This is a genomic window from Mameliella sp. AT18 (genome assembly GCF_028807275.1).
Lineage (GTDB): Bacteria > Pseudomonadota > Alphaproteobacteria > Rhodobacterales > Rhodobacteraceae > Antarctobacter > Antarctobacter albus.
This window is the reverse complement of sequence record NZ_JARAMO010000023.1, coordinates 1-23,713: the sequence shown is the minus strand read 5'-3', so window position 1 is coordinate 23,713 and position 23,713 is coordinate 1. Positions and strand designations below refer to the sequence as shown.

Below are 23,713 nucleotides of genomic sequence, written 5' to 3'. Positions count from 1 at the left end.
CCCGGAGGTATTTTCAGCCCAAAGAAACACAGGTCAATAATGTGATGGCCGCACCCCGATCGAGGGTGCGGCCCTTTTTTTCAGGAGCGGGCGGCTATCAGGCGCGCTCGGGGTCCAGCGTCACGGACCAGAGCTCGGTATCCGCGCGGTCCATCAGGCGCACGGTCAGCTGCTCTGTCGCGCCGTCGATGTCGACGAGGCCGAAGAACTGAAGACCGGCGGAGGGCGGCAGGTTCACCTGGCCGTCTTCCGGCGCCTTCACGTAGCGAACCTCGGGACCGAAGGTCATGTCCAGGTCGTTCGGGCCGAAGGTGCCTGCGTGCAGCGGGCCGGAGACGAACTCCCAGAAAGGGGCGAAGTCCTGGAACTGCGCGCGGTCGGGCGAGTAATGGTGTGCGGCGGTATAGTGCACATCGGCGGTCAACCAGACCGTGTTGCGGATCTCGGCGGCCTTGATGAAGCGCAGGAGGCCCGCGATTTCCAGCTCACGCCCCTTGGCCTCGCCGTTGTCACCGTTGGCGATGGCTTCCTGCCCGCCACCGACCACGAGGCCGATCGGCATGTCCGAGGCGATCACCTTCCAGGTCGCCTTGGATTGCGTCAGTTCGCGCTTGAACCATTCGACCTGCTCCCGGCCCAGGATGCGGCTCTCGTCCGTCAGTTCATCCTGCAGGTTCTCCGTGTTCGGCCCGCGATAGCTGCGCAGATCGAGGAAGAAGATGTCGAGCATCGGACCGTAGGAGATCTTGCGGTAGACGCGGCCCGGCTCTGCCGGGGTGTAGCGGATCGGCGCCATCTCGTGGAAAGCCCGACCGGCACGCGCGGCCAGAACATGCACCGATTTCTCGGTGTAGCGGTCGTCTTCCATCAGGCTGCGCGAGGAGGACCAGTTGTTGACCACCTCGTGATCGTCCCACTGGAAGAAGGTTGGCACGGCCGCGTTCATTGCCAGAACGTGCTCGTCCATCATGTTGTACTTCCACTGGCCGCGGAACTCGTCCAGTGTCTCGGCGACCTTGCGTTTCTCGTCGGTCAGGACGGTGTTCTTCCAGATCACTTCGCCATCCTTCTCGACCTCATCCTGCATCGGGCCATCGGCATAGATGGTGTCCCCGGAATGCAGGAAGAAATCGGGCTGGTGCCGGGTCATCGTGGCATAGGTGCGCATGCCCTCGTCATCGATGCCCCAGCCTTGGCCGGCAGTGTCGCCCGACCAGGCGAAGCGCACGGAGCGGCGCGCGCCCGGCGCGGTGCGGAAACGACCGACAATCGGTTCGGACACCGCGTTGATGTCGCTCAGGTCGGCGGCGGTGAAGCGGTAAAAGACGTCCTGGTCCGAGGCCAGCTCGGTCAGCAGCCGTTTGACCGCGAAATCGCTTTCGGGCAGCGCGTCCAGAGGCGCCAGGCGGCGGGCATCGGCAAAGCTCTCAGTGGTCGAGACCTCCATCATCACCCGGGCCGGACGGTCGGTGCGGGTCCAGATCATGCCCGAGGACATGTCGACGTCGCCGGACTGGACACCGTGGGTAAAGACCGGGCGTGCCGAGGCACGGCTGATCGCCGGCATGGCCAGCGATGCGGCAAAGGCGGTCGACCCGGCCAGGAAGGCACGGCGGTTGGGACGGGGCAACAGGAGGTTGGCTTTGGACATGGCGTGTCACCTTGAAGCTGTTGGAAAGATGTCCGTTCTTTGGACTGACGGACCTTTCCCCCGCAAAGACGACAGGGCGATGGCACTCTTGCAAAGGTTTCGATACGGGTTTGTGACAGGACCGCCTCCCCTGCCCTCCGGATCGACATGTCAGCCCGCAACAGCTCGCAACAGTTTCTTGCGCGCCGGCGGGATCGAGGCGATTTCCACCCCGGTGAAGACATGGAGCGTGTTCATCTGGGCATCCACGACCGCGTGATCGGACACCCAGCCCCCCATCATGAGGTAGGTCCGCAGCAGCGGCGGCATCCGCAACATGGCCTTTTTCGCATCGGGCTTGCGCCGCAGCCGCGCGGCAAAGCGGAAGACATCCGGCGCCTTGACCCGGGGCAGCCAGCGGCGCGGCGCCAGGTGACGGGCCTTGAGCATGGCAAAGGCATCGTAGTAGGCGCGCGCATCCGTGCCCGAGAAACTGGCGCAGCCGAACAGCAGTTCGACACCCTGCGTGTCAACGTAGGCGGTCATCGCGCCCCAGGCGACACGCAGAATATCGGGGTCCTGCAGGTCGGGGTCGATGCAGAACCGACCCAACTCGACCATGCGGCCCTCGAAACTCTCCAGCGCCGAAAGCTCGTAGTACTGGGCTGAATAGCTGCGCCCGATCTCACCGCCACTGGCCAGCGGCAGAAAGCGGAAACAGCAGACCAGCGCTCCGCTGCGGCTGTCCTCGACCAGAACGTGGTCGCAGACCGGGTCGAAGCCGTCCGCGTCCATGCCGCCGCCGTGAAACGCCTTGCCGCGCAGGCGCTGCGCTGCCTCGATGTCTGCCGCGCCCTCGGCCATCCGGGCCCTGTAGCGCCCACGGCTCAGCTTGATCATCTCGCTCTCTCCTGCCCGGGCGCACGATTCGAACGCCCGTCTCCGGCAGGGGATGCCAAAACCGCGTGACAATCAAATGACGCTTTCACGGCGCCGCCCGGGCGGGCGTTCAGCCGCCGAGCAGGTTGCTTGCCGAGATTCCGCCGATGTTGCCAAAGAGCTTGCGGATAAAGCTGATGTCGCCGTCTGTGGTCTGTGTCACGCGACGGTTGATCGCCACGACACGGCCATCCTCCAGCCCGTAGGTGGTGATGTTGCTGACCACGTCCGCCTCGTCGAAAGTGATGTCGACGATGGTGCGTTCGACCACCTTGGGCTTCTGGTAGGCGAAATGGCGCACTTCGGTTTCGATATAGTAGTATCCCGAACCGTTCAGAACGCCAGCGGCGTTGGGCACACCTATCAGGTCCTCGACCGAGGCCTTGGTATCGACACCGGGCACGATCTGTTGCAGGTCCGCCTCGGAGGGAAGATACCCGTGGGTGCGGTACTGCGCGGCACAGGCCGACAGCCCGACGATCATCAGCATGGCAATCGCAGCCTTGAGCTTGCCTGCAAATCCGTTCATCTCACGCCCCTCTTGTCACGGGCCTTTTCGCCACCTATCCCGCTTACAGAAGGAACGCCCGCCATTCAAGCGCAGGAAAACCCGACACAATGACCACCGACAGACCCGATGGATCCCCGACACCGGCGCGTTTGCGCGTCTCCGCCCTGCGTCAGACAGGGCCGACCCACTTCCGCCTGGAACCGGGACCAGAGGCACGCGCCGCCCATGCCGCCGAACTGGGCGCGCAAAGCCTGAGAAAAATGAGATTCACCGGGCAGTTGACCCCGCTCGGCAAGTACGGCTGGCGTCTCGAAGGCGACCTGGGCGCGACGGCGGTCCAGTCCTGTATCGTCACGCTGGAACCGGTGACGACCCGGATCGATACACATGTCGTGCGCGAATTCTTGCCGCCCGAGCGCATTGCCCAACCGGAAGCCGGGACCGAGACGGAGATGCCCGAAGACGACAGCGTCGAGGAACTCGGGGATGAGATCGACCTCGAGGCGGTGATGCTCGAGGCGCTTTCACTGGCCCTGCCGACCTACCCCCGCAAGGAGGGCGTGGAACTGGGCGAGGCGCAGTTTGCAGCCGAAGGTGTGGCCCCGATGACCGACGAGGACAGCAAACCGTTTGCAGGGCTGGCAGGTCTGCGCGAAAAAATGCAGAACAAGGTCGAGGACGATTGAGAATCCGCTTGCCAAATCTTCGGCACTGCGTATTTTCGCGCGCTCATGAGTACGTCTGGCGCATGTCGCCGCGGGCACCTTGACGGGGCAGCGCGGCATGGCCCATCCGAAACTTCCGGGAGGCCCCGCCCCCGACGACAAAACGAGGTTGAGACATGGCTGTCCAACAGAACAAGGTTTCCAAGTCGCGCCGCAACAACCGCCGCGCTCACGATGCGCTGACCGCCGCGAACCCGAACGAGTGCGACAACTGCGGCGAGCTGAAGCGCCCGCACCATGTCTGCCCGTCCTGCGGTCACTACGCGGAACGTGAAATCGTCGCGATGACCGACGACATCGACCTGGACGAAGACGCGGCCTGATAGCCCAACCGGGACATTGCCTGCATGACCTCGCTGAAGGACAACAAGGACGCAGGCCCGTCCCGAGTGGTGATATCGGTCGACGCGATGGGCGGCGACAGTGGACCGGCGACAGTGGTCGCCGGCATTTACAAATCTGCCCGCAAGAATCCCGAGATCCATTTTATCCTGCACGGCCCGGTCGATGAGCTGGAAAAGCTGGTCGCGCGCCGTCGCGGGTTGTCGGACCGGTGCGAGATCCGCGATGCCCAGGGTGTCGTCAGCATGGAGGACAAGCCCAGCCAGGTGATGCGTCACGGCAAGGGCACCTCGATGTGGTCGGCGCTGGATTCGGTGCGCGCGGGCGAGGCGACCGTGGCGGTCAGCTGCGGCAACACCGGCGCGCTCATGGCGCTGTCGATGATCCGACTGCGCAAGCTGCCGGGCGTCAACCGCCCGGCCATCGCGATTCTCTGGCCATCGCGCAATCCCCAGGGCTTCAACGTCATGCTGGACGTGGGTGCGGACATCCGTGCCGACGCTGAAGACCTGCTGCAATACGCACTGATGGGCGCCGCCTATGCGCGCAACGGCCTGTCCCTGACACGGCCCCGCATCGGTCTGCTGAACGTCGGCACCGAGGAACATAAGGGGCGCGCCGAACTGAAAGAGGCGCATGACCGCATCGCCGCGCATGAATCCGAGGGCAACTATACCTTCGTGGGGTTCGTCGAGGGCGGCGACATCCCGGGCGATTCCTGTGACGTGATCGTCACCGATGGCTTCACCGGCAATGTCGCGCTCAAGACCGGCGAAGGCACAGCCAAGCTGATCGGGGACCTGCTGCGCGAGGCCTTTGCCTATTCGCCCCTGTCCCGCATCGCTTCTCTTCTGGCGCTGACCTCGCTCAAGCGCCTGCAAAAGCGGATCGACCCGCGACGCGTGAACGGCGGTGTCTTCCTCGGGCTCAACGGGACCGTCGTGAAATCGCACGGTTCCGCCGATGCGACCGGGGTTTCGGCCGCCGTGAAACTGGCCTTCGAACTTGCGCGCGCGGGCTTTGCCGACCGTCTGGCGGCACGGGTTGCCTCTGCCGCCGAGGCGGCGCAGGATGGCGCCGCAGAAGAGGACCGCAAAAGATCATGACCACACGCGCCGTCGTCACCGGTGTCGGGCATTACCTGCCCGACCGAGTCGTCGAAAATGCCGAATTCGAAGCAACCCTGGAGACGTCGGACGCTTGGATTCGGTCCCGTTCAGGCATCGAAAGACGGCATTTCGCGGCCGAAGGACAAACCACTTCCGATCTGGCCACCCGCGCCGCGCGCGCCGCGTTGCAGGATGCGGGGCTGGAACCGGACGACGTTGACGCGATCATCGTCGCGACCTCGACAGCGGACCTGACCTTTCCCTCGGCGGCGACGATGGTGCAGTCAGAACTCAATATGATGCACGGGTTTGCGTTCGACGTGCAGGCCGTCTGCGCCGGGTTCATCTATGCCCTGACCACGGCAAACTCTATGATCATCTCGGGCCAGGCCAAGCGTATCATCGTCATCGGGGCCGAGACCTTTTCGCGCATCATGGACTGGACAGACCGGGCGACATGCGTCCTCTTCGGCGACGGCGCCGGTGCGTTGATCCTCGAAGCGCAGGAAGGCGACGGCACCGGCACGGATCGGGGGATACTTGCCACCGACCTGAACAGCGACGGGCGTTACCGCGACATTCTCTATGTCGATGGCGGCGTCAGCACGCAAAGCACCGGCTTCCTTCGGATGCAGGGCAAGGAAGTGTTCCGCCACGCGGTCGAAAAGCTGGCCTCGACGGCCACGACGGCGCTCTCCAAGGCAGGGCTGAGCGCGGATCAGATCGACTGGGTCGTGCCACATCAGGCCAACATCCGCATCATTGCCGGAACAGCCAAGAAATTGGGGCTGTCGATGGACCGGGTCGTCGTGACCGTTCAGGATCACGGCAACACCTCGGCCGCATCGATTCCCCTGGCCCTGTCCGTCGGCAAGGCACGCGGACAGATCAAACCCGGCGACCTTGTCGTGACCGAGGCGATCGGCGGCGGCCTTGCCTGGGGCGCGGTGGTCCTGCGCTGGTAAGGACCTGTGTCCGGACTGCCTGCGCCTGTTGCATAGCCGTCTTTCACCTCTGGATAAATTGCTTGCCGCAAGTCGTTGATATTGACTTGTGATTTTTGACGTCGATAATCCCGATAAAACACCGGGAGGGACGAACATGGGTGACAAGACCCTGACGCGCATGGATCTGAGCGAAGCTGTATTTCGCGAGGTAGGCCTGTCACGCAACGAAAGCGCCGAACTGGTCGAGGCAGTGCTGCAGCACATGTCCGATGCACTGGTCGACGGCGAACAGGTCAAGATCTCGTCCTTCGGGACGTTTTCGGTGCGCGAAAAGGCGGCCCGCGTCGGGCGCAATCCCAAGACCGGCGAAGAGGTTCCGATCCAGCCACGCCGGGTCCTGACGTTCCGCCCTTCGCACCTGATGAAAGACCGCGTCGCCGCGGGCAACAAGCGCTGAGGCACCTTTCATGCCCAAGTCCCGCGATGCGTTCCGCACCATCTCGGAAGTTGCGGAATGGCTGGATACGCCAGCCCATGTTCTGCGTTTCTGGGAAAGCAAGTTCAGCCAGGTAAAGCCGGTCAAACGCGCCGGCGGGCGCCGTTACTATCGGCCTGCCGACATGGAATTGCTGGGCGGAATCAAACGGCTGCTGCATGATGACGGGATGACCATCAAGGGCGTCCAGAAGGTGCTGCGTGAACAGGGTGTCCGCCATGTCGCCGCCCTCGCCTCGCAACCTGTCGACGAGGATGAGGCAATCGACGACGGCACTTTGATCGAAGATGCGCCCTATGCCGAGGTCCCGCTCGAAGAGGTGACGGATTCGGTCGTCGCCTTCCCCGGCGAGCACCTGCAACAGCAGGCCAGCGGCATGGCGCCCTCCGAAGCGGAGCCGCAGGAGGCCCCTGAGAGCCTCCTCGACGAACAGGACTCCATGCCGGACGTCGCCCATGATGTAACGGACGAACCTGCCCAGCAGGAAGCCGACGAAATCCAGACGGCCGTGGCCGATACGCCGCCCGCCGAGGACACCATGGACGAAGACACCGAAACCGCGGCGGCTGCCCCAATGGAGCCCGGGGATTCGCCGATCGAAACAACCGACGCCGAGGATGCAACGGTCGAAGAGGTGGCGCCTGCCACTGACGAGATCGAGGACGCGACAGTGGCGCCCCAAGCAAGTGAAGAGACGCCGGACACCTTGACTGCCACGTCCACCGATACTGCACCGACCCTGGATCTCTGGGGCGACAACGATACACCGGAACTGCCTTTCGACCTGGCACCGCCATCGTGGAAACCTCCGCTGCCCGACGATCTGGTTGCAGCCCTGCACCCAGACACAGCCGAGGTCCTGGAAAGCCTGGACCCGGAGCCAACCGACACCTTCCCGGCGGAAACCGCTGTCACGCCGGCTGGTCTCGACCTGCCCGATTTCGGTGCCAACCCCGAAGCGCAACCTGTGCCCTCGGCCCCTGCCCCGGCCATCGGTCCCCTTGGGCAACTGGCGCGAATCCGCAGTCTGACCCCGGATCAGAAGGCCGCGCTTGCCGCGCAACTCCCCGTGCTGAAGGCGCTGCACGACCGGCTGTCGGCGCCTCTGTCCTGAAGCGCAAAAATTCGTCAATCGGGGGGTTGCTCTTGCCGAAAAATAGCGTAAGACACCCCGACAAGTCGGGCTATGGCGCAGCCTGGTAGCGCGTCCGTCTGGGGGACGGAAGGTCGCAGGTTCGAGTCCTGCTAGCCCGACCAAATCAAACCACCCCACAAAAATCCTACGATGACAGGTAGTTACCTCCCCCTCGGGGGCACGTGACCCACCTCTTTTTCCCGGCGATTGGTGCGCAGCAGTAAACCGCCTGTCCACCAACAGGCGCACCGCCGCGCTACGTCCGCGAATTGACCTGGTGCAGCCACCTTCTATGCTTTGCGCGTCAGCCCTGCGGCCCAAGGGGCGCATGGCCCGGGCCAGCTTCAGGGACGGCAAGAATGCCCCAATCCATCTCTCAGTACATCTTTGGCAATTCACTGGTGAACTACACTGACGCCAGCGATGTCTATGCCAATGTCCCGATCTGGATGGATCTTTTCGCGGACACCGCGGGGCTCGGCTATGCCGTCTCGGGCAGCTACGGGTTTCTTCGGAATTTCGCCGATTGGCCAGAGCCCTACGATCAATGGGGCTTTCCCGGAGTCGCGGGAGCCTGGAACTCTGACCTGGTCGGGTTCGCCGATGCGGTCTTCGATTCGATCCTGATCACGCCTGCCAACTTCATCCAGGACGTTTCCCCGGACACGCACTATAGCGGCGACAGCCGGTCCCCCTTCGACGCGGTGATCGACATTGTCGACGACCTGCTGGCGGATCATCCTGCCGCACTATTGCTGGTCTACGAGGGCTGGGCGGACATGGCTCCCTACGTCCCGGAGTTTCCGATCTCGACCGAAGCACTTGCGCAATATCACGCCTACAACATGGGCGCCTACCACGACTGGTTCCTCGACCTCGTGGACATGGTGAATATTGCTCGGCCCACAGCCGATCTCGCGCTCTTGCCTGTGGCCTCGATCCTGTCGGAACTCATGACAGGTGTTCTGTCTTCCGTACCCGCGGAAGCGTTCTACATCGACAACGCGCCACACGGGACCGAAACCACCTATTTCATTGCGGCCATGATCACCTACCAGGCCAGCTATGGCCAACTGCCGCGGTTGCCCGCGTCGCTGCCCGCCGCGATTCACCCCGATGTCCTGGCCAATTTCGACACCATCAACGTGGAGATCGAAACAGCGCTGGAGGCGGCAGGCTTCACCATCCTTGCCCCCGCGCCGGACTCGCCCGGGTTCTACGACGCCGAATACTTCGTACTGGACGAGGGTCTCACCGACCTCGACGAGGTGCCGTTCAACACCCCAGACGCACTGGCAACATGGGTCATGATCGATTTTCTTGACGAGGCAGGCGCGATCTGGCCCGAGGGGCCAGAGGATCACATGGCCGCGCGTTATACACGTACCGTCGAAAGCCCCGAGGGCGGTGTCTATGGCCTGCGCTTGACCGCCGATGACGCCGCCCGTGTCTATGTAGATGGGGCGCTGGTTCTGGACAGCGCCGATGCCGAACGCAACGACCTCATCATTGCCGAGGTCAACCTAAGCCCTGGCACGCATATGGTCGAGATTCGCTATATGGACATCACGCAAGAAGCCTCGCTTCAGGTCGAATGGGACTATCGCCGCCCCTTGCCCGACCAGACGAGCACTACGCACCCGCAAGAGCCGCTCCCACGGGACCGGGACAGCCTTGAGCCCGGATTGATCGATCCCGACCTGCCTCCCTCGCCCGGCGGCGGTACGCCCTACCTCGTCGCGCAAAGCTTTGTCCCGCCCGAACCGGAACCCGAACCGTTGTCGGTCGACAGCTTCGTCTTTGATCTGGCATATTGAGCAGCCACGCGGCAATTTGCTCTCCCCCTTCGTCAACCTGCTTGATAAGACAGCCGAAACGAGGGGGAAGCGATGACCGGCGTCCTGGCAAGCCAGCAGATCGAAAAGCTGATCGCAAACGGTGCGATCCGGGCAGAGACCCCCTTTGTCGACGGCCAGGTCCAGCCCGCCAGTCTTGACCTGCGGCTGGGCAACGTCGCCTACAGGGTTCGTGCGTCCTTTCTGGCCGGCGAAGGGCGCAGCGTCGCCGCCCGCATCGACGAGTTCGAGATGCACAGCATCGACCTTGCACAGGGCGCGGTCCTGGAAAAGGGCTGTGTCTACCTGGTTCCGCTGATGGAAAGCGTGACCCTGCCGAAAGGTGTCCAGGCCATCGCCAACGCCAAGAGCTCGACCGGGCGGCTGGACCTGCTGACCCGCGTCATAACCGACGGCGGGGTCGAGTTCGACCGCATCGCCACGGGCTATGACGGTCCGCTCTACGCCGAGATCTGCCCGCGCTCCTTTTCCGTTCTCGTACGGCCCGGAATGCGGCTGAACCAGATCCGGTTCCGGCGCGGGCGCTCCGTCTTGACAGATGCGGAACTACAGGAGTTGCACGCCGAACAGACCCTCGTCGGCGGCGGCCCGGCAGTGATTTCCGAGGGTCTTGGCTTTTCGGTGGACCTACAACCGGGCGAAACTGGGCTGGTGGGCTATCGCGCGCGCCCCCATACCGGGGTGATCGACCTGGACCGGATCGGTGCCTACGACCCGATGGAATTCTGGGACGAGTTGCACAGCGACCGTGAGCAACTGATCCTCGATCCAGGGGCCTTCTACATCCTGGTCAGCCGCGAGGCCGTGCATATCCCTCCCGGCTATGCCGCTGAAATGGCGCCTTACCTGGCAATGGTGGGCGAGTTTCGCGTGCACTACGCGGGGTTCTTCGATCCAGGGTTCGGCCACGCGGCCGCCGGCGGCGCAGGCGCACGCGGCGTTCTGGAGGTGCGTTGTCACGAGGCGCCTTTTGTCCTCGAACACGGGCAGATCGTTGGACGGCTGGTCTATGAGCGCATGTCAGAGGTGCCCGGACAGCTTTACGGCGCGGGCATCGCCTCCAATTACCAGGGCCAGGGGCTGAAACTCAGCAAGCATTTCCGGGCGTGACGAAGGCCGCCTAGAACCGCCGGGCCATGCGTGCCGCGCGGCGGGCCTGGCGCGTGGCACGTTTCGCCTGTTGCCCCTGACGGCCACCCCCGGCGGCGCGGTCGATCCCCGCGTCGATCCCCTTGTTCACCAGCTTCCGCAACACGGTGCGAAAGATCATGTTGATCAGTTGGTGCGCGTTCATGTCCTGCTCCTGTCGAAATTTTCCCAGCCATAGCCCGGAAATGTGCCGATTTTCGGGCGGTTCAGTCCTCGAACAACTCGCTCTGACCTTCGTCCATACCTTCATCGGCATCGACATCGCCTTCACCCGCCTGCGGCGCGCCCAAGGGTGAGGGGCGGCTTTCCAGCAGGCCGGCGGCGCGTAGATCGGCCAGTCCCGGCAGATCACGGGCGGATTCCAGCCCGAAATGATCCAGGAACTCCTGCGTCACCACAAACGTCACCGGGCGCCCCGGAGTCATTCGCCTGCGGCCGAACCTGATCCACTCCATCTCAAGCAACTGGTCCACTGTGCCCCGGCTGACGGAAACACCGCGGATTTCCTCGATCTCGGCCCGCGTGACGGGCTGGTGATAGGCGATGATCGCCAGCGTCTCGATCGCGGCACGGCTGAGCTTGCGGGTCTCGACCGTCTCGCGCTGCATCAGAAAACCCAGGTCGGGCGCGGTCCGGATCGCCCAGGCATCGCCCACGCGCACCACGTGTACCCCGCGCCCCTCGTAGCGTTTGCGCAGGTGGGCCAGGGCCTCGGCCGCGTCACAGCCATGCGGCATCCGGTCGTTCAGTTCCTTGACAGTGACGGGTTCGGCGCTGGCAAAGAGGATCGCCTCGACCATGCGTTCCTGTTCGCCCATGACCGGGGCCTCGAACAGGCTTTCGCGCGGGGCGCCCTCGTCCTCGGGCGTGATCTCTGTCGTGTCACTCATCACGCGACTCCTTGCGGCGCAACAGGATGGGCTCGAATGTTCCGGACTGTTTCAACTCTGCCTTGCCTTCTTTGACAAGCTCCAGTGAGGCAGCAAAGGTCGCCGCCGTGGCCGACCGCCAGCGAACCGGATCCTCGGCCCAGCCGTCGGGCAGGTAGCTTTGAATGTCGGTCCATTGCCCGGCAAAGCCGATCATCCCGCGCATCCGGTCCAGCGCCTGTTCCATCGTAAAGACCTTGTCGCGGTCCATGACGAAGGGGCGGAACTCGTCGCGCGTGCGGATGCGTGCATAGCCCTGCATCAGGTCCAGAAGCGTGGCGGTGTATTTCACCTGCCGCACCTGTTCCATCTTCTCGGGAAATCCCCGGGCAAAGAAATCCCGTCCAAGCTGATCACGCGCCATCAGCCGCGCGGCGGAATCCCGCATCGCCTGCAGGCGTTCCAGCTGAAAGGCAAGGTGCGCGGCCAGGTCCTCGCCCGAAGGGCCTTCTTCCGTCGGGTCGGGCGGCAGCAGCAGGCGTGATTTCAGAAAGGCCAGCCAGGCGGCCATGACAAGGTAGTCTGCCGCCAGTTCGATCCGGAGCGCCTTGGCCTTTTCGACAAAGGACAGGTACTGCTGCGCCAGTTGCAGGATCGAGATCCTGCGCAGGTCCACCTTCTGCGTCCGCGCCATGTTCAAAAGCAGGTCAAGCGGCCCCTCGAACCCGTCGACGTCGACAACCAGCGCCTCGGCGGCAAGACGTTCCGAGACGGAAAGCTGGATGAGATCGGGCGTGTCGGGATCGCTCATGCGGGATCGGGGCGCAGGTCCTGGACAAAGAAGGCGTCAGCCTCTGCGCGCAGCCCGTCGATGTCAACCGGCCGGGGAGCCGTGCGCGCCGCCAGAGACCGTTCTGCGCGCCTTTGCGCCGCACTATCCATCACACCCACGGTCTCGCACAATTCACGCATCTCTGACAGATCGCCATTGCAATGCAGGATCACGTCACAGCCCGCGTCCTGTGCGGCGCGACCCCGCTCGGCCACACTGCCAGACAGGGCCTGCATGGAAATGTCATCGGTCATCAGCAAACCGTCAAAGCCGATTTCGTCCCGGATCAGCCGGATCATAACCGGCGAGAGCGTGGCCGGGCGCGGGTCGATGTCCTCGAAGACCAGATGCGCCGACATGCCCAGCGGCAGGTCGGCGAAGGCTGCGAACGTGGCAAAGTCCTCGTTCGACAGGACGGATTTCGGCGTGGAGACACGCGGCAGGTCCAGATGGCTGTCCAGCGTCCCACGCCCGTGGCCCGGCATGTGTTTCATCACCGGAAGCACGCCACCGTCGCGACAGCCTGTCACCAATGCGCGCCCGTTGCGGATCACGCTGTCACGGTCGGCTCCATAGCAGCGGTTCCGCAAGACGGGATGCGTATTGGCGCGGGCAATATCCAGTGTCGGAACACAATTCCCGTCGATCCCGAGCGCCCGCAATTCTTGGGCGATCAGGCGCCCCCGAACATAGAACCGGCGCTCTGCATCCTCGGAACCGGCATCCTCCAGCGGTGGCGCCCATGAGCGTGCCAGCGGCGGGCGCAGGCGTTGCACACGCCCGCCCTCCTGGTCGATGAAGATCGGTGCGTCATGCCCTGCGGCCGCGCGCAATTCGTCACACAGCGCCCGGATCTGCTGGGCGTCCCGCAGATTGCGGTCAAAGAGGATAAAGCCGAAGGGTCGTGTCCCCGAGAAGAGAGAAATTTCCTCATCCGAGAGAACCGAACCGGCGCAGCCCAGGATGACCGCGCCGAAGCCGCTCATCTCGTGACCACCGGGATGCAGTCCACCTTCTGCGCGACGAAGGCGGCGCAGAAACGGCGGGCATCCGAGAGGTCCTCGAACCCGTGCGCGCGCAACCGGTAGAAGGTGCGCCCGCCGGACGAGGCTTTCTGGATCACGCGATCCTTGCCGGCCAGATAGTCGCCAAAACGACCGTCCAACCGCTCCCATTCGCCACGCGCGGCCTCGGGGCTGTCGAATGCACCGATCTGCACCAGCCGCGTCCCGGCAGAGAGCGTGTCAGGGTCGACTTCGTTGACCGGCTTGGAGCTATCCCATTCAATGGCGGCGCCGGGGGCCGCAGGCGCCCGCGCCGTTGCGGACAGCCCCGCAGGCCGCAGACGCGGACGCAGGGACCGGGCAAGGCCAGGCCCGGTATACAGTTCCGGCTTGGCCTGATCCGGCAATGCGCTTGCAAGGGCCGTCACGACTTCGGCTTCGGTGCCCTCGGGCAGCGGGCTGAGCGGCTTCGACTTTGCTGCGATCTCATCCGCAAGGGCGGCAAAGGGACCGGTGTCCTTGGGATCCGGGCTTTCGGGGATCGGCGTCCCCTCGGGCTTCAGCGCGATCACCTCGGCGTTGCGCGCCATCGCCGGTTTCGGCTCGACGGGCTTGCCCGGTGTCAACACGCCAAGGGCCACGTCGTCGGCCTGCAGGCCCGCCGGGCGCGGCGCCAGTGTCAGCCGATCCGCCGGGTCGGCTGCGGCACCGCTGCCCGCAACGGCGTTGACCGCCAGCCCCTGGTGATCGGCCAGCAGACCACCCGGATCCTTGGGCGCCTCGCGCATCGGACCAGAGAGGGCCTGAACGATAGGCACGCCCGACACATCGCGCGCAACCACCCGATAGCCCCAGACCGCGACCCCGGCGATCAGCGCAAGCGACACAGCCGCCCCGGCCCAATTCGCGACCGAGGCCATCTTTACCGTAGCCGGGGCCGCGGGGGCCCCATCATATGTGAAATCCGCCATCTCTGCCTCTTGTCCCCGGGCGGTGCAGCGCCGCCCGAATGCCTTGACTGCTCGAACAGACCCGGCAGAGGCGCATTTTGTCAGCGCATTTCTTCTACCGGGGTCACACCCAAGATACCAAGACCGGCGGAAATCACAACCGCGGTCGCCCGTGCCAGCGCGATTTTCGACTGTGTTGCAGCCGGGTCATCCTGGAGGAACCGCAGTTCGGGCGCGTCGTTGCCCCGGTTCCAAAGGCCGTGCAGGTCGGCGGCCAGTTCGCCAAGGTAGGTGGCGATCCGGTGCGGTTCCTGCGTCCGTGCCGCGATCTCGACCAGCCGCGGCCATTCCGCCAGCTTGGTCGACAGCCCCAGTTCCGACGCATGGTTCATGCCCGACAGGTCGGCGCCCGCCAGGGCCGCATCACTGACATCCACGCCGTCCTCGGTTGCCTTGCGCAGCACCGAACAGATCCGCGCATGGGCATACTGGACGTAGAAGACCGGGTTTTCCTTGGACTGTTCGACCACCTTGTCGAAATCGAAATCCAGCGCCTGGTCGCTCTTGCGGGTCAGCATGTGGAACCGCGCCACGTCGGGACCCACCATTTCCACGAGGTCGCGCAGGGTGATGAAGGTCCCTGCCCGCTTGGACATCTTGAAGGGCGCGCCGTTCTTGAACAGCTTGACCAGCTGGATCAGCTTGATCTCCAGCGGCACCTTGCCGTCGGACAGCGCCGAAACGGCGGCCTTCATCCGCTTGACGTAGCCACCGTGATCGGCGCCGAAGATGTCGATCAGCAGGTCGAAGCCCCGGCTCACCTTGTCATAGTGATAGGCGATGTCGGGCGCGAAATAGGTCCAGCTGCCGTCCGATTTCATGATTGGCCGGTCCACGTCGTCGCCGTGGTCCGTGGACTTGAACAGGGTCTGTTCGCGCGGTTCCCAATCCTCGGGTTTCTTGCCCTTGGGCGGCTCCAGAACGCCGCGATAGATCAGCCCCTTGTCCCGCAAACTGTCGATGGCCGCCTCGATCTTGCCCGTGCCATAGAGCGACTTCTCGGAGAAGAAGTGGTCCATCTGGACGCCAAGCATGCCCAGATCGGCCCGGATCACTTGCATCATGGCATCGGTAGCGAACTCGCGCACCTCGGCCAGCCAGACCTCTTCGGGTTGGTCGACATAGGCATCGCCCACCTTGGATTTCAGTGCCTCTCCCACTTCGACAAGGTAGTCGCCGGGATAGGTGCCATCGGGAAATTCGACCTCGTGGCCATGCGCCTCAAGGTAGCGCAGGTAGACGGACCGCGCGAGCACGTCGACCTGCGCGCCGCCGTCGTTGATGTAGTATTCCCGCGTCACGTCATAGCCCGCATAGGCCAGCAGAGAGGCCAGCGCATCACCCACGATGGCGCCGCGCGCGTGACCGACGTGCATCGGCCCAGTGGGGTTGGCCGAGACATATTCCACGTTCACCTTCTTGCCCTGCCCGAAATCGGACCGGCCATAGCCGGTGCCTTCTTTCAGGATGCGGCCCGGCAGTGCCTGCCAGACAGAGGGCGCCAGCCGCAGGTTCAGGAACCCCGGTCCGGCCACCTCGGCGCTGGCGATCCGGTCGTCGATGCGCAGTTTCGCGGCCAGCGCCTCGGCGATGTCGCGCGGCTTGGCCTTGGCGGGCTTGGCCAGGACCATCGCGGCATTGGTCGCCATGTCACCGTGCAGCGGATCGCGCGGCGGTTCGGTGGTCACGGGATCGGTGTTCAGGCCCTCGGGCAGCGCGCCTTCGGCCTGGCAGGCAGCGATGGCATCCAGCACGAGGCTGCGAATATCGGAAAACAGGTTCATGTCAGCGGCTCCAGTGTTGGCCGGTCTCTATCACTTTGGAGGGTGGCGTCAAATGTCCTCGCCGGCGGCCTCGGGCGCCTTGCGTTCCGCGCGTTTCGGCAGGCGCGCCAGGAGATGCGTGCCGGGCGTCCCGCGCAACTCGTCCTCGGGACCCAGGAGGCGCAGTGAGCCCCCCGGCCCCAGCTCTGCGATGGGAACCGCCTCGGTCTGGGCCGCGCGCCAATCTTCCGCGGTGAACTCCTCGGTCAGCTTGGTGACGCGGAACTCGCACCCGCCCGCGATGGCGGCATTGGCCTCGAAATAGGTTTCGTTGGCGCCGAACGCCTGTCCACCCAGCGTGGCCGGCAGGGAATGACGGCTGGAGGTTTCACGCACGCGTTTGACCTGAAAGACATTCTCACGCCCGAACTCCGGAGCCAGGTCGGTCGCAACCAGCGTGTTATAGGCGTCATTGTCACTGGCGCAGATCAGTTTCTCATAGGCCACCAGGTCAACCCGCTCTTCCGCCGCCTCTGACAGGATGTCGCCATAGAAGGTATCCAGCCCGGCCTCACGCGCGCTGCGCAGATGGGCGTTGTTGGGGTCGGCAATGATCACGGGCAGGTCCATCTTTTTCAGCGCGGCGCCCAGATCCACCGCCCATTTCGAGCCTCCCATGATCAGCACCCCCGGCAGCCGCGATGCCGTCAGCCCCAGCAGACGCGCCATCGGTGCCAGGGTGAAGCCGTGCAGGACCACCGTCGCGGCCACAAGCGCAAAGGCCAGCGGCGCGATCCGGTCCGCATCCGGCAGGCCCAGTTGCGCCAGCCTCTCGCCGAACAGCCCGGCCACCGCCACCAGCACCACGCCGCGCGGCCCGGTGAAGGCGACCAGCAGCCGCTCGCGCCAGGGCACATTGGTAAAGGCCAGCGCCGCCAGCACCGGCAAGGGCCGCGCCAGCAGGATAACCGCCAGAACAAAGGCGCCCGCGCGCCAGTCGAGCACGGCGAGGCGATCAAAACTCATCCCCGCCGCCAGCAGAATGAAAACACCGGAAACCAGCAGGGCGGTGGCATGTTCCTTGAACCGGTAGATCTCGGTGAAACTCGGCAGTTTCGCATTGGCGATCCACAGCCCCATGATCGTCACCGCCAGCAGGCCGGATTCATGCAGGACATGATCGGCCAGCGCAAAAACCCCCAGCAACACCACGAAAAGCACCGGCACCTTCATGTATTCGGGCACCCAGGCCTGGCGGAAAGCCCGCACCACGCCCCAACCTGCCGCCAGCCCCAACACCGAAGCAATGGCAACTCCCATGCCGATCTCGATCACCGCGTGACCTGCGCTGGTCGCGGTGCGCAGCACCATGACGACCTCGAAGGCCAGCACGGCAGCCAGCGCACCGACGGGATCGTTGACGATGGCCTCCCACTGCATCAGCGCAGCGGGCCTGCGTTGCAGACGCGCCTGCCGCAACAGCGGCGCGATCACGGTCGGCCCGGTAACGATCATGATGCCGCCAAAGACGGCCGAGGATTCCCAGCTGAGCCCGGCCACGAAATGCAGCGCCGAGGCCGAGGCAATCCAGCCCAGCGGCGCGCCGATCAGTACCAGCCGCCGCACGCCCTTGGCCGCGTCCGAAAGCCGGTGCAGATCCAACGTCAGACCGCCCTCGAACAGGATGATCGCCACGGCCACCGCGATCATCGGTTGCAGCATGTCACCGAACTGCGCCGCCGGGTCCAGAACGCCCGTCACCGGACCGATGATCAGCCCGGCGACCAGCATCAGAACGATGGCGGGCAACCGCAAGCGCCAGGCCAGCCACTGGCTGCCGACCCCAAGCGCCCCAACCAGCCCGAAGGCCAGGACGGGATCCAACCCGCCCGTTTCCGCAACTGCCATGAAACGCTCCCTGCCCGGCTGATACCCGGGGCAACCTAGCAGGCGCCCGCGCCGCCGCAACCGCGCTTGCCACGGCATCAAGGGATGCGCGACGTCAGCTGACCCCGTCGCCGGGCCACATGCCCTTGAGAACGTCGCGCCCGGTCAGCCGCGCGTGCTGTTGCAACGCGAAACGGTCGGTCATCCCGGCGATGTAATCCGCCACCAGTCGCGCCAGGGGTGTCTCTCCCTCGGCGCCGGCCACGTCGCCCTGCCAGCGCTGCGGCAGCAGCGTCGGGTCACCCATGTAGATCGGGAACAGCTCGTTGACCGCCAGCGTCACCCGGGCGCGCTGTTCCATGACCTTCGGTGCGCGGTACATGTTGGCGAACAGAAAGGCGCGGATCTGCTTGAGGTCGGTCCACATCGCGTCGGAAAAGGCGATCACCGGGTGGCCGAGATCCCGGATCTCTTGCGCGGATTGCGCGCCCGAGCCGATCAGCTTCGCCCGCGAGGTGTCGATCAGGTCCGAAACCATCGCGCCAAAGACCCGCCGCAGCGCCTCGTGCCGGCGGCGATAGGCGTCCGTGGTGGGATACTTGCGGTCGACCTCGGCATAGGCGTCACCCACGATGGGCAGTTCCGCAATCTCTTCTTCCGTGAACAACCCGGCCCGCAATCCGTCGTGCAGGTCATGGTTGTTGTAGGCCACGTCGTCCGACAGCGCGGCAACCTGCGCCTCGGCACTGGCATGGGTGTACAGTTCCAGGTCGTCCTCGGCGTTGTATTCGGCCAGAGCGTGCGGGATCTCTCCGACCAGAGCGCCATCCGGGCCAAGGGGAGCCACCGGGCCGTTGTGCTTGGCGATGCCTTCCAGCGTGTCCCAGGTCAGGTTCAGCCCGTCGAACTCGGCATAATGACGTTCCAGCCGGGTGACGATGCGCAGGGTCTGGGCGTTATGGTCGAACCCGCCATAGGGCGCCATCAGCGCGTGCAGCGCATCTTCGCCGGTGTGGCCAAAGGGCGTGTGGCCAAGGTCATGCGCCAGTGCCACCGCCTCTGTCAGGTCGGTGTTCAGGTCCAGCGCGTTGGCGATGGTGCGTGCCACCTGCGCCACCTCGATCGAATGGGTCAGCCGGGTACGATAGAAATCGCCCTCGTGTTCGACGAAGACCTGCGTCTTGTGTTTCAGCCGACGGAAGGCGGAACAGTGGATGATCCGGTCGCGGTCGCGCTGGAAACAGGACCTGTGGGCGCTTTCCTCTTCCGGAAAGCGGCGCCCCCGCGCACTGTCATGTGTCGAGGCAAAGCTGGCGCGCATGTGATACAGTCCCAATTTGCTTGTCCCGAGGCTCTCTTATCCGGCTGGTCCTTCAAAAACAACGACTTGCGACATTCCGCCCGGATGGCGCCCGCGTTGCCGCCAATATCGGCGCCCCGTCGCGGGCAAACACCAGATGTTGCGTGGCGGTTTTTGTCCCCTGTCATGCGCCGCTGGCCGGGATTCGCAACCGGGGCCTTGAAAGTCAGCCGAAATGGCCGATTGAGCCTTTTCAGGCACTTGGCGATTTACACCTTCTCCAAAACGTCCGGGGTTCCTTACTTTGCCGGGTTCCGGCGAAAAGATAGACTGGGGCCAAGTATTTTAAGCGTTCAACCCTTGGAGAAAGCCATGTTCAGCCCCCTGCGCAGCGTCGCGTTCTGCTGCATCACCCTCGCCCTGCCGGCGCCCGCGCTGGCCGATCTTGTCCTCGACAAGGACAGTGACCCCAAGAAGCGGATCAACGAAACCCTTGTCCTGGACCCGACGGCCAAACCGGGCAAGGACGACGGCACGATCACCATCCGGTCCAAGAACCCCACAGCGATCAACCCGGGCGCACCGCCCGCGAAGGCCCCCAACCCCTCGACGCGGCCGCCGCGGGCAACGCCGCCGGATGGCCAGGACGTGACCTTGCCGATCCGGAACCCCGGCGCCACTCCGCCGCCGGGACCCAGCCCGGTCGAGCCGCAACAGGCACGCAGCCCGCTGCCCAAGCCCGTGCCGCCCGCAGGCAGTCCGCCGCCACGAAATGCCGGTGCGCCAATCGACCCGACCCCCACCGTCGACGTCAAACCGCTTGAGGAAATGCCCTACATCTCTTTCGCGGCGCCCGCCTACAGCGACGGCTACGAGGTCTCGGTCATCAACAACATGCGCGGCACGGGTCGCATCCGCGTGACCACGGATTACGGCCCGGTCTACTGCTCGGGGTTCGTCTTTGGCCCTTCGGTGGTGGCGACCTCCTATGCCTGCGTGCCCGGCATCCTGGAAGACCCCCGGGTCGGCGCCACCAAGATCGAGGAAATCCGCATCGTCTTTGATCATGTCTTTCCCGACCAGCGGCTGTGGACCGCGCAAGGCTATGTCCTGACCCTGGACAGTGAATTGTCGAGCCGGGAAACCGGGCTGGCGATCCTGCACATCGCCGATCCCGACACCAATTTCGCCGCCGACCGCATCCAGCGCGTGGGCCAGGCCACCCCCGATCCGCGCGCACCGCTCTACATGCTCGGCTTTCCGCGTGGCGGATCCATGCAGATGCAGCATTGCAGCGCTCTGCCGACCGATCCCGCCTACCTGCCCGCCAAGGCATTTGAGCACAACTGCCTGAGCGACTACGGCGATTTGGGCGCCCCGATCTTCGATGCCGGGACCGGCGCAGTCGTCGGGTTGCACCTGAGCCACGAGCTGTCGACCGGCCGCCGCTTTGCGCAGCACATGATCGACCTGGCGAACTGGATCGGCGATCAGCAATAGGCGTCCGCGCCCATCGGATGCTCCCTGCACCGCCCCTTCCGGAACCGGGAGGGGCGGCTTGCTTGAAGGGGGCCATGTGATGCATATATTGAGGCCGAACAGGTTGAGAGGACACCATGCAACTGCCGCCCAAAGTGACCGACCGTGCCTTTGCCCGCCTCGCCGAGATCGGCGCGGGTGCCGATGGCAAGGCCCTGCGCGTGGCCGTCGAGGGTGGCGGCTGTTCGGGGTTTCAGTATGACATCAAGCTGGACGACCCAGCCGCCGACGACATGATCATCGCCGAGGGCGAAGAGCGCGTGATCGTCGACCCCGTCTCCTTGCCCTTCCTGTCCGGTGCGGTCATCGACTTCACGGACGAGTTGATCGGCGCGCGGTTCACCATCGAGAACCCCAACGCGACCAGTTCCTGTGGCTGCGGCACGTCATTCTCGATGTAGTCCGGGCCGGTTTGCGAACATGAAAAAGGGCGCCTCTCCGGGCGCCCTTTCTGTTTCAGAGAAACCCTCGGGTCATTCAGCCGGGATGACGCGCGGCCGCGACAGGTGTTCCTCAAGCACCAGCCAGAAACCCGATCCAACCACCAGCATCACGCCCGCCCAGGTGCCCAGCGTCGGCACTTCGCCAAAGACCAGGAACCCGATCACGACCATCCAGACGAATTGCAGGTTCATCAGCGGCGTGGCGACATAGGCCGGCAGCAGGCGCAGCGCCTCGGCAACAATGTAGCGGGCGGCAAACAGGGCGGCGGCATAGGCACCGACCCACCCCAGGTCCGTCAGGCTCATCGGTTTCCAGACGAAGGGCAGCGCCAGTGCCATGACGACCATCAGCGCCGCGTTGGGCCAAAAGACCTGTGCCAGAGGCGCGCGTTCCACCTTGGCAATGGCCCGGGCGGCCAACATCGAGCCACAGCCGGAAACTGCGGCCAACAAGGCCCAGGCATGTCCGGCCTGCGCACCGGACAGGCCGCCCGGCATCAGAAAGAGGATGCCACCGACACCCAGCGCCAGCGCCGCCCAGGCCGCGGGACGCGGCGTCTCGCCCAGTACCGGGCCGGACAGGGCGGCGGCGATCAGCGGGATCAACCCGATGAACAGGAACACATCCGCGAAAGGCAGCAGGCGAAAGGCCTGGAAGAAGGCCAGCGATGCGATCACTGTCAGCACGGCGCGGATCGTCATAGCCTTTTTCGACCGAACCCGCAGGCCGGGGCCCTTTGCGTCGGCCCGCGCCCCCGCCAGGGAGAACAGCAGGACCAGAGCCGAGGACAGGACGAACAACTGCGGTGCGGCATATCCCCCCGCGATGAACTTGGTGATCCCGTCCGCGGCGGCCATCATGCCGGTGTAGACAAGGATGAGCGCGGCACCCAGCGTCGCCCCGGAAAGCGCCAGCCGGGTCATGCGCGGCCTGCCCGGGCAAAGCCCTCGAAATAGGCATCGAACAACTCGCTGGACTGCGAGGCGACGCTGAGCAGATCACGCGCCTCGGGCGACAGGGACGGCTCCATCCGTGGGCGCATCCTGTCCCAGTCACCCGACCGGTGGTCCAGCCCGTAGATCGCCTGGCTCAGCTCACGCAGCACGGTCTGGGCGCGGGCGCCACGTTCGAACCGCAGGCGTTCGTCGCGGACCGGCTTGCGGAACACTGGCGCGCCGGTGACGGCCTGGTGCCAGTTGCACACGAGGTATTCGTGATAGTCGTCATTGATCGAGGCATGGGCATCCGCGACGACACCATAGGCCCCCGTCTCTTGTTCCAGCCAGGCGGTCCAGACAGCGGGCGGCATCTGACCCGCATGACGCAGGGCAATGCAGATTTCCGCCAGCAGGTCGGCGTTCTGGTCCAAAAAGGCGGTCAGACCGGCGAAATGCAGGCTCTGGATGGCCTCTTCGGGCAGGTCGGGATCACGCCGGCCATATTCGGAGAGGTAGTAGACGATGTGCGTCAGTTCGTAGGCGGCCTTCTTGTTGGGCAGAGCAAAGGTCTTTGTACGCGAACAGAAGGCGCGCAGCCGGTCGTTCAAACCGGGATCGCGGATCGGATCGACGCCGCGCCGTGTCATCAGGCGCCGCGCCTCGGCGCGCTGCAGGTCCGAAAGCTCGGCCTCTGCCAGCCCTTCTCGGGCGGCGAAATCCACCATCTTCTGCGCTTCGTGCCCTGGCATCCCGAGATCTTCGAGATCCAGCGCCAGCGAAAGGATGAAACGGTAATACTGCGGAAAGAATTCCAGCCGGTGCACGGCCTGGGCATAGAACCCGGCATGGCGCGCCAGTGCCTCTGGGGCGACGGCCTGGCCGGTGCATTCGAGGATGTTCAGCAGTTCCGCGTTTTCCTTCAGCCAGAACACGTCGTCGCCGTGGCGGCGGTGATCGGCGAAGGCTCCCAGAAGCGCGGTGATCCGCGCTTCCAGGGGGGCTATCCGGGTCGGGACGGTCAGTTGGACGACATTATTCATCGCTTGGCTCTCCTCTGTCTTGGCAGAGCGTTCGCGCCCCGCCCGGGTATCAGTGACATCGATCAGGCGCGGGCCGGACCGGACCAGGAGGTGAAGGCCTCGACGTTGTCGCCTGCTTCACGGTCGCCGGCTGCGGGACCCGACCAGCTGGTAAAGGCCTGCACGTTGTCGCCGCTCTCGATGTCGCCCGCCGCCGGACCGGACCATGAGGTGAACGCCTCGACGTTGTCGCCTGCGTCGCGGTCGCC

At 64.8% G+C, this 23,713-nt stretch carries 23 protein-coding genes, 1 tRNA gene and 1 pseudogene; 11 read left to right on the top strand and 14 right to left on the bottom strand.

All coding sequences use genetic code 11. The annotated features are described in order from the left end of the window. Positions 1-97 precede the first annotated feature (97 nt). The 3 genes from PVW46_RS02915 to PVW46_RS02905 all read right to left on the bottom strand — a co-directional run bounded on the left by PVW46_RS02915 (position 98) and on the right by PVW46_RS02905 (position 3,098). Positions 98-1,651 carry an alkaline phosphatase D family protein gene (locus tag PVW46_RS02915; protein WP_069211368.1) on the bottom strand — a complete coding sequence of 518 codons (1,554 nt, stop codon included), beginning with the start codon at positions 1,649-1,651 and terminating at the stop codon, positions 98-100. A 150-nt stretch (positions 1,652-1,801) separates the two neighbouring features. Further along, entirely contained in the window at positions 1,802-2,530 is a 729-nt protein-coding gene (locus PVW46_RS02910) for a GNAT family N-acetyltransferase (RefSeq protein WP_052244343.1), read from the bottom strand. Positions 2,531-2,639: 109 nt separating this feature from the next. After that, positions 2,640-3,098, bottom strand: a complete 459-nt coding sequence (locus PVW46_RS02905; RefSeq protein WP_274574535.1) for an outer membrane protein assembly factor BamE — start codon at positions 3,096-3,098, stop codon at positions 2,640-2,642. Positions 3,099-3,187: 89 nt separating this feature from the next. Between PVW46_RS02905 and PVW46_RS02900 the strand changes: the two genes are divergently transcribed. The 9 genes from PVW46_RS02900 to PVW46_RS02860 all read left to right on the top strand — a co-directional run bounded on the left by PVW46_RS02900 (position 3,188) and on the right by PVW46_RS02860 (position 10,800). Then, positions 3,188-3,766, top strand: coding sequence for a YceD family protein (locus tag PVW46_RS02900; RefSeq protein ID WP_274574533.1), 579 nt, complete (start codon positions 3,188-3,190; stop codon positions 3,764-3,766). Between the two features lie 155 nt (positions 3,767-3,921). Beyond that, positions 3,922-4,128, top strand: a complete 207-nt coding sequence (gene rpmF, locus PVW46_RS02895; RefSeq protein ID WP_043139238.1) for a 50S ribosomal protein L32 — start codon at positions 3,922-3,924, stop codon at positions 4,126-4,128. A gap of 24 nt (positions 4,129-4,152) precedes the next feature. Continuing rightward, positions 4,153-5,253 carry a phosphate acyltransferase PlsX gene (plsX, locus tag PVW46_RS02890; protein WP_052244345.1) on the top strand — a complete coding sequence of 367 codons (1,101 nt, stop codon included), beginning with the start codon at positions 4,153-4,155 and terminating at the stop codon, positions 5,251-5,253. Then, a complete protein-coding gene (locus tag PVW46_RS02885) occupies positions 5,250-6,221 on the top strand; it encodes a beta-ketoacyl-ACP synthase III (protein ID WP_043139241.1) in 972 nt (323 codons plus the stop codon). The genes plsX and PVW46_RS02885 overlap by 4 nt, the downstream gene beginning before the upstream one ends. Before the next feature lie 136 nt (positions 6,222-6,357). Further along, positions 6,358-6,660 (top strand): integration host factor subunit alpha, encoded by a 303-nt coding sequence (ihfA, locus tag PVW46_RS02880; RefSeq protein WP_043139242.1) that lies wholly within the window; start codon positions 6,358-6,360, stop codon positions 6,658-6,660. Between the two features lie 10 nt (positions 6,661-6,670). Next, positions 6,671-7,813: a MerR family transcriptional regulator gene (locus PVW46_RS02875; RefSeq protein WP_274574528.1), complete on the top strand. Its 1,143-nt coding sequence runs from the start codon at positions 6,671-6,673 to the stop codon at positions 7,811-7,813. A 66-nt stretch (positions 7,814-7,879) separates the two neighbouring features. Beyond that, positions 7,880-7,956: transfer RNA gene (locus PVW46_RS02870), tRNA-Pro, on the top strand. A 237-nt stretch (positions 7,957-8,193) separates the two neighbouring features. Further along, a complete protein-coding gene (locus PVW46_RS02865) occupies positions 8,194-9,651 on the top strand; it encodes a PA14 domain-containing protein (protein WP_069211370.1) in 1,458 nt (485 codons plus the stop codon). Between the two features lie 72 nt (positions 9,652-9,723). After that, the gene (locus tag PVW46_RS02860) at positions 9,724-10,800 is read left to right on the top strand and encodes a 2'-deoxycytidine 5'-triphosphate deaminase (RefSeq protein ID WP_069211371.1); all 1,077 of its coding nucleotides are present in this window, start codon (positions 9,724-9,726) and stop codon (positions 10,798-10,800) included. Between the two features lie 10 nt (positions 10,801-10,810). Here PVW46_RS02860 and PVW46_RS02855 read toward each other — a convergent pair whose 3' ends face one another. From PVW46_RS02855 to PVW46_RS02820, 8 genes are all read right to left on the bottom strand, one after another. After that, positions 10,811-10,984, bottom strand: a complete 174-nt coding sequence (locus PVW46_RS02855) for a hypothetical protein (protein WP_162846262.1) — start codon at positions 10,982-10,984, stop codon at positions 10,811-10,813. 61 nt (positions 10,985-11,045) lie between these two features. Beyond that, positions 11,046-11,729 carry an SMC-Scp complex subunit ScpB gene (gene scpB / locus PVW46_RS02850; protein ID WP_043139247.1) on the bottom strand — a complete coding sequence of 228 codons (684 nt, stop codon included), beginning with the start codon at positions 11,727-11,729 and terminating at the stop codon, positions 11,046-11,048. After that, positions 11,722-12,519, bottom strand: a complete 798-nt coding sequence (locus PVW46_RS02845; RefSeq protein ID WP_043139249.1) for a segregation and condensation protein A — start codon at positions 12,517-12,519, stop codon at positions 11,722-11,724. Before PVW46_RS02845 ends, scpB begins: the two co-directional genes overlap by 8 nt. Continuing rightward, positions 12,516-13,526 carry a beta-N-acetylhexosaminidase gene (nagZ, locus tag PVW46_RS02840; RefSeq protein ID WP_069211372.1) on the bottom strand — a complete coding sequence of 337 codons (1,011 nt, stop codon included), beginning with the start codon at positions 13,524-13,526 and terminating at the stop codon, positions 12,516-12,518. The genes PVW46_RS02845 and nagZ overlap by 4 nt, the downstream gene beginning before the upstream one ends. Next, complete coding sequence (locus PVW46_RS02835) at positions 13,523-14,515, bottom strand: SPOR domain-containing protein (RefSeq protein WP_069211373.1); 993 nt, start codon at positions 14,513-14,515, stop codon at positions 13,523-13,525. The genes nagZ and PVW46_RS02835 overlap by 4 nt, the downstream gene beginning before the upstream one ends. Positions 14,516-14,595: 80 nt before the next feature. Beyond that, entirely contained in the window at positions 14,596-16,338 is a 1,743-nt protein-coding gene (gene argS / locus PVW46_RS02830; protein WP_069211374.1) for an arginine--tRNA ligase, read from the bottom strand. 48 nt (positions 16,339-16,386) lie between these two features. Continuing rightward, a complete protein-coding gene (locus PVW46_RS02825) occupies positions 16,387-18,225 on the bottom strand; it encodes a cation:proton antiporter (RefSeq protein WP_069211375.1) in 1,839 nt (612 codons plus the stop codon). A gap of 94 nt (positions 18,226-18,319) precedes the next feature. Beyond that, entirely contained in the window at positions 18,320-19,525 is a 1,206-nt protein-coding gene (locus PVW46_RS02820; RefSeq protein WP_274574537.1) for a deoxyguanosinetriphosphate triphosphohydrolase, read from the bottom strand. Positions 19,526-19,876: 351 nt separating this feature from the next. Between PVW46_RS02820 and PVW46_RS02815 the strand changes: the two genes are divergently transcribed. Both PVW46_RS02815 and PVW46_RS02810 read left to right on the top strand, forming a co-directional pair. Beyond that, positions 19,877-21,004 (top strand): trypsin-like serine peptidase, encoded by a 1,128-nt coding sequence (locus PVW46_RS02815; RefSeq protein ID WP_139132429.1) that lies wholly within the window; start codon positions 19,877-19,879, stop codon positions 21,002-21,004. A 116-nt stretch (positions 21,005-21,120) separates the two neighbouring features. Next, positions 21,121-21,444: a HesB/IscA family protein gene (locus PVW46_RS02810; RefSeq protein ID WP_043139264.1), complete on the top strand. Its 324-nt coding sequence runs from the start codon at positions 21,121-21,123 to the stop codon at positions 21,442-21,444. Between the two features lie 72 nt (positions 21,445-21,516). Here PVW46_RS02810 and PVW46_RS02805 read toward each other — a convergent pair whose 3' ends face one another. The 3 genes and pseudogenes from PVW46_RS02805 to PVW46_RS02795 all read right to left on the bottom strand — a co-directional run. Continuing rightward, complete coding sequence (locus PVW46_RS02805; protein WP_069211378.1) at positions 21,517-22,410, bottom strand: DMT family transporter; 894 nt, start codon at positions 22,408-22,410, stop codon at positions 21,517-21,519. Then, on the bottom strand, positions 22,407-23,465 hold the full coding sequence (locus PVW46_RS02800; RefSeq protein WP_069211379.1) for a DUF6902 family protein: 1,059 nt from the start codon (positions 23,463-23,465) through the stop codon (positions 22,407-22,409). The genes PVW46_RS02805 and PVW46_RS02800 overlap by 4 nt, the downstream gene beginning before the upstream one ends. 62 nt (positions 23,466-23,527) lie before the next feature. Then, positions 23,528-23,713 (bottom strand): annotated as a pseudogene (locus PVW46_RS02795) (hypothetical protein); the annotation flags it as partial.

Coding starts and splice junctions, on each gene's coding strand:
- PVW46_RS02915 (WP_069211368.1), bottom strand. CDS start 1,651: ATGTCCAAAGCCAACCTCCTGTTGCCCCGTCCCAACCGCCGTGCCTTC.
- PVW46_RS02910 (WP_052244343.1), bottom strand. CDS start 2,530: ATGATCAAGCTGAGCCGTGGGCGCTACAGGGCCCGGATGGCCGAGGGC.
- PVW46_RS02905 (WP_274574535.1), bottom strand. CDS start 3,098: ATGAACGGATTTGCAGGCAAGCTCAAGGCTGCGATTGCCATGCTGATG.
- PVW46_RS02900 (WP_274574533.1), top strand. CDS start 3,188: ATGACCACCGACAGACCCGATGGATCCCCGACACCGGCGCGTTTGCGC.
- rpmF (WP_043139238.1), top strand. CDS start 3,922: ATGGCTGTCCAACAGAACAAGGTTTCCAAGTCGCGCCGCAACAACCGC.
- plsX (WP_052244345.1), top strand. CDS start 4,153: ATGACCTCGCTGAAGGACAACAAGGACGCAGGCCCGTCCCGAGTGGTG.
- PVW46_RS02885 (WP_043139241.1), top strand. CDS start 5,250: ATGACCACACGCGCCGTCGTCACCGGTGTCGGGCATTACCTGCCCGAC.
- ihfA (WP_043139242.1), top strand. CDS start 6,358: ATGGGTGACAAGACCCTGACGCGCATGGATCTGAGCGAAGCTGTATTT.
- PVW46_RS02875 (WP_274574528.1), top strand. CDS start 6,671: ATGCCCAAGTCCCGCGATGCGTTCCGCACCATCTCGGAAGTTGCGGAA.
- PVW46_RS02865 (WP_069211370.1), top strand. CDS start 8,194: ATGCCCCAATCCATCTCTCAGTACATCTTTGGCAATTCACTGGTGAAC.
- PVW46_RS02860 (WP_069211371.1), top strand. CDS start 9,724: ATGACCGGCGTCCTGGCAAGCCAGCAGATCGAAAAGCTGATCGCAAAC.
- PVW46_RS02855 (WP_162846262.1), bottom strand. CDS start 10,984: ATGAACGCGCACCAACTGATCAACATGATCTTTCGCACCGTGTTGCGG.
- scpB (WP_043139247.1), bottom strand. CDS start 11,729: ATGAGTGACACGACAGAGATCACGCCCGAGGACGAGGGCGCCCCGCGC.
- PVW46_RS02845 (WP_043139249.1), bottom strand. CDS start 12,519: ATGAGCGATCCCGACACGCCCGATCTCATCCAGCTTTCCGTCTCGGAA.
- nagZ (WP_069211372.1), bottom strand. CDS start 13,526: ATGAGCGGCTTCGGCGCGGTCATCCTGGGCTGCGCCGGTTCGGTTCTC.
- PVW46_RS02835 (WP_069211373.1), bottom strand. CDS start 14,515: ATGGCGGATTTCACATATGATGGGGCCCCCGCGGCCCCGGCTACGGTA.
- argS (WP_069211374.1), bottom strand. CDS start 16,338: ATGAACCTGTTTTCCGATATTCGCAGCCTCGTGCTGGATGCCATCGCT.
- PVW46_RS02825 (WP_069211375.1), bottom strand. CDS start 18,225: ATGGCAGTTGCGGAAACGGGCGGGTTGGATCCCGTCCTGGCCTTCGGG.
- PVW46_RS02820 (WP_274574537.1), bottom strand. CDS start 19,525: ATGCGCGCCAGCTTTGCCTCGACACATGACAGTGCGCGGGGGCGCCGC.
- PVW46_RS02815 (WP_139132429.1), top strand. CDS start 19,877: ATGTTCAGCCCCCTGCGCAGCGTCGCGTTCTGCTGCATCACCCTCGCC.
- PVW46_RS02810 (WP_043139264.1), top strand. CDS start 21,121: ATGCAACTGCCGCCCAAAGTGACCGACCGTGCCTTTGCCCGCCTCGCC.
- PVW46_RS02805 (WP_069211378.1), bottom strand. CDS start 22,410: ATGACCCGGCTGGCGCTTTCCGGGGCGACGCTGGGTGCCGCGCTCATC.
- PVW46_RS02800 (WP_069211379.1), bottom strand. CDS start 23,465: ATGAATAATGTCGTCCAACTGACCGTCCCGACCCGGATAGCCCCCCTG.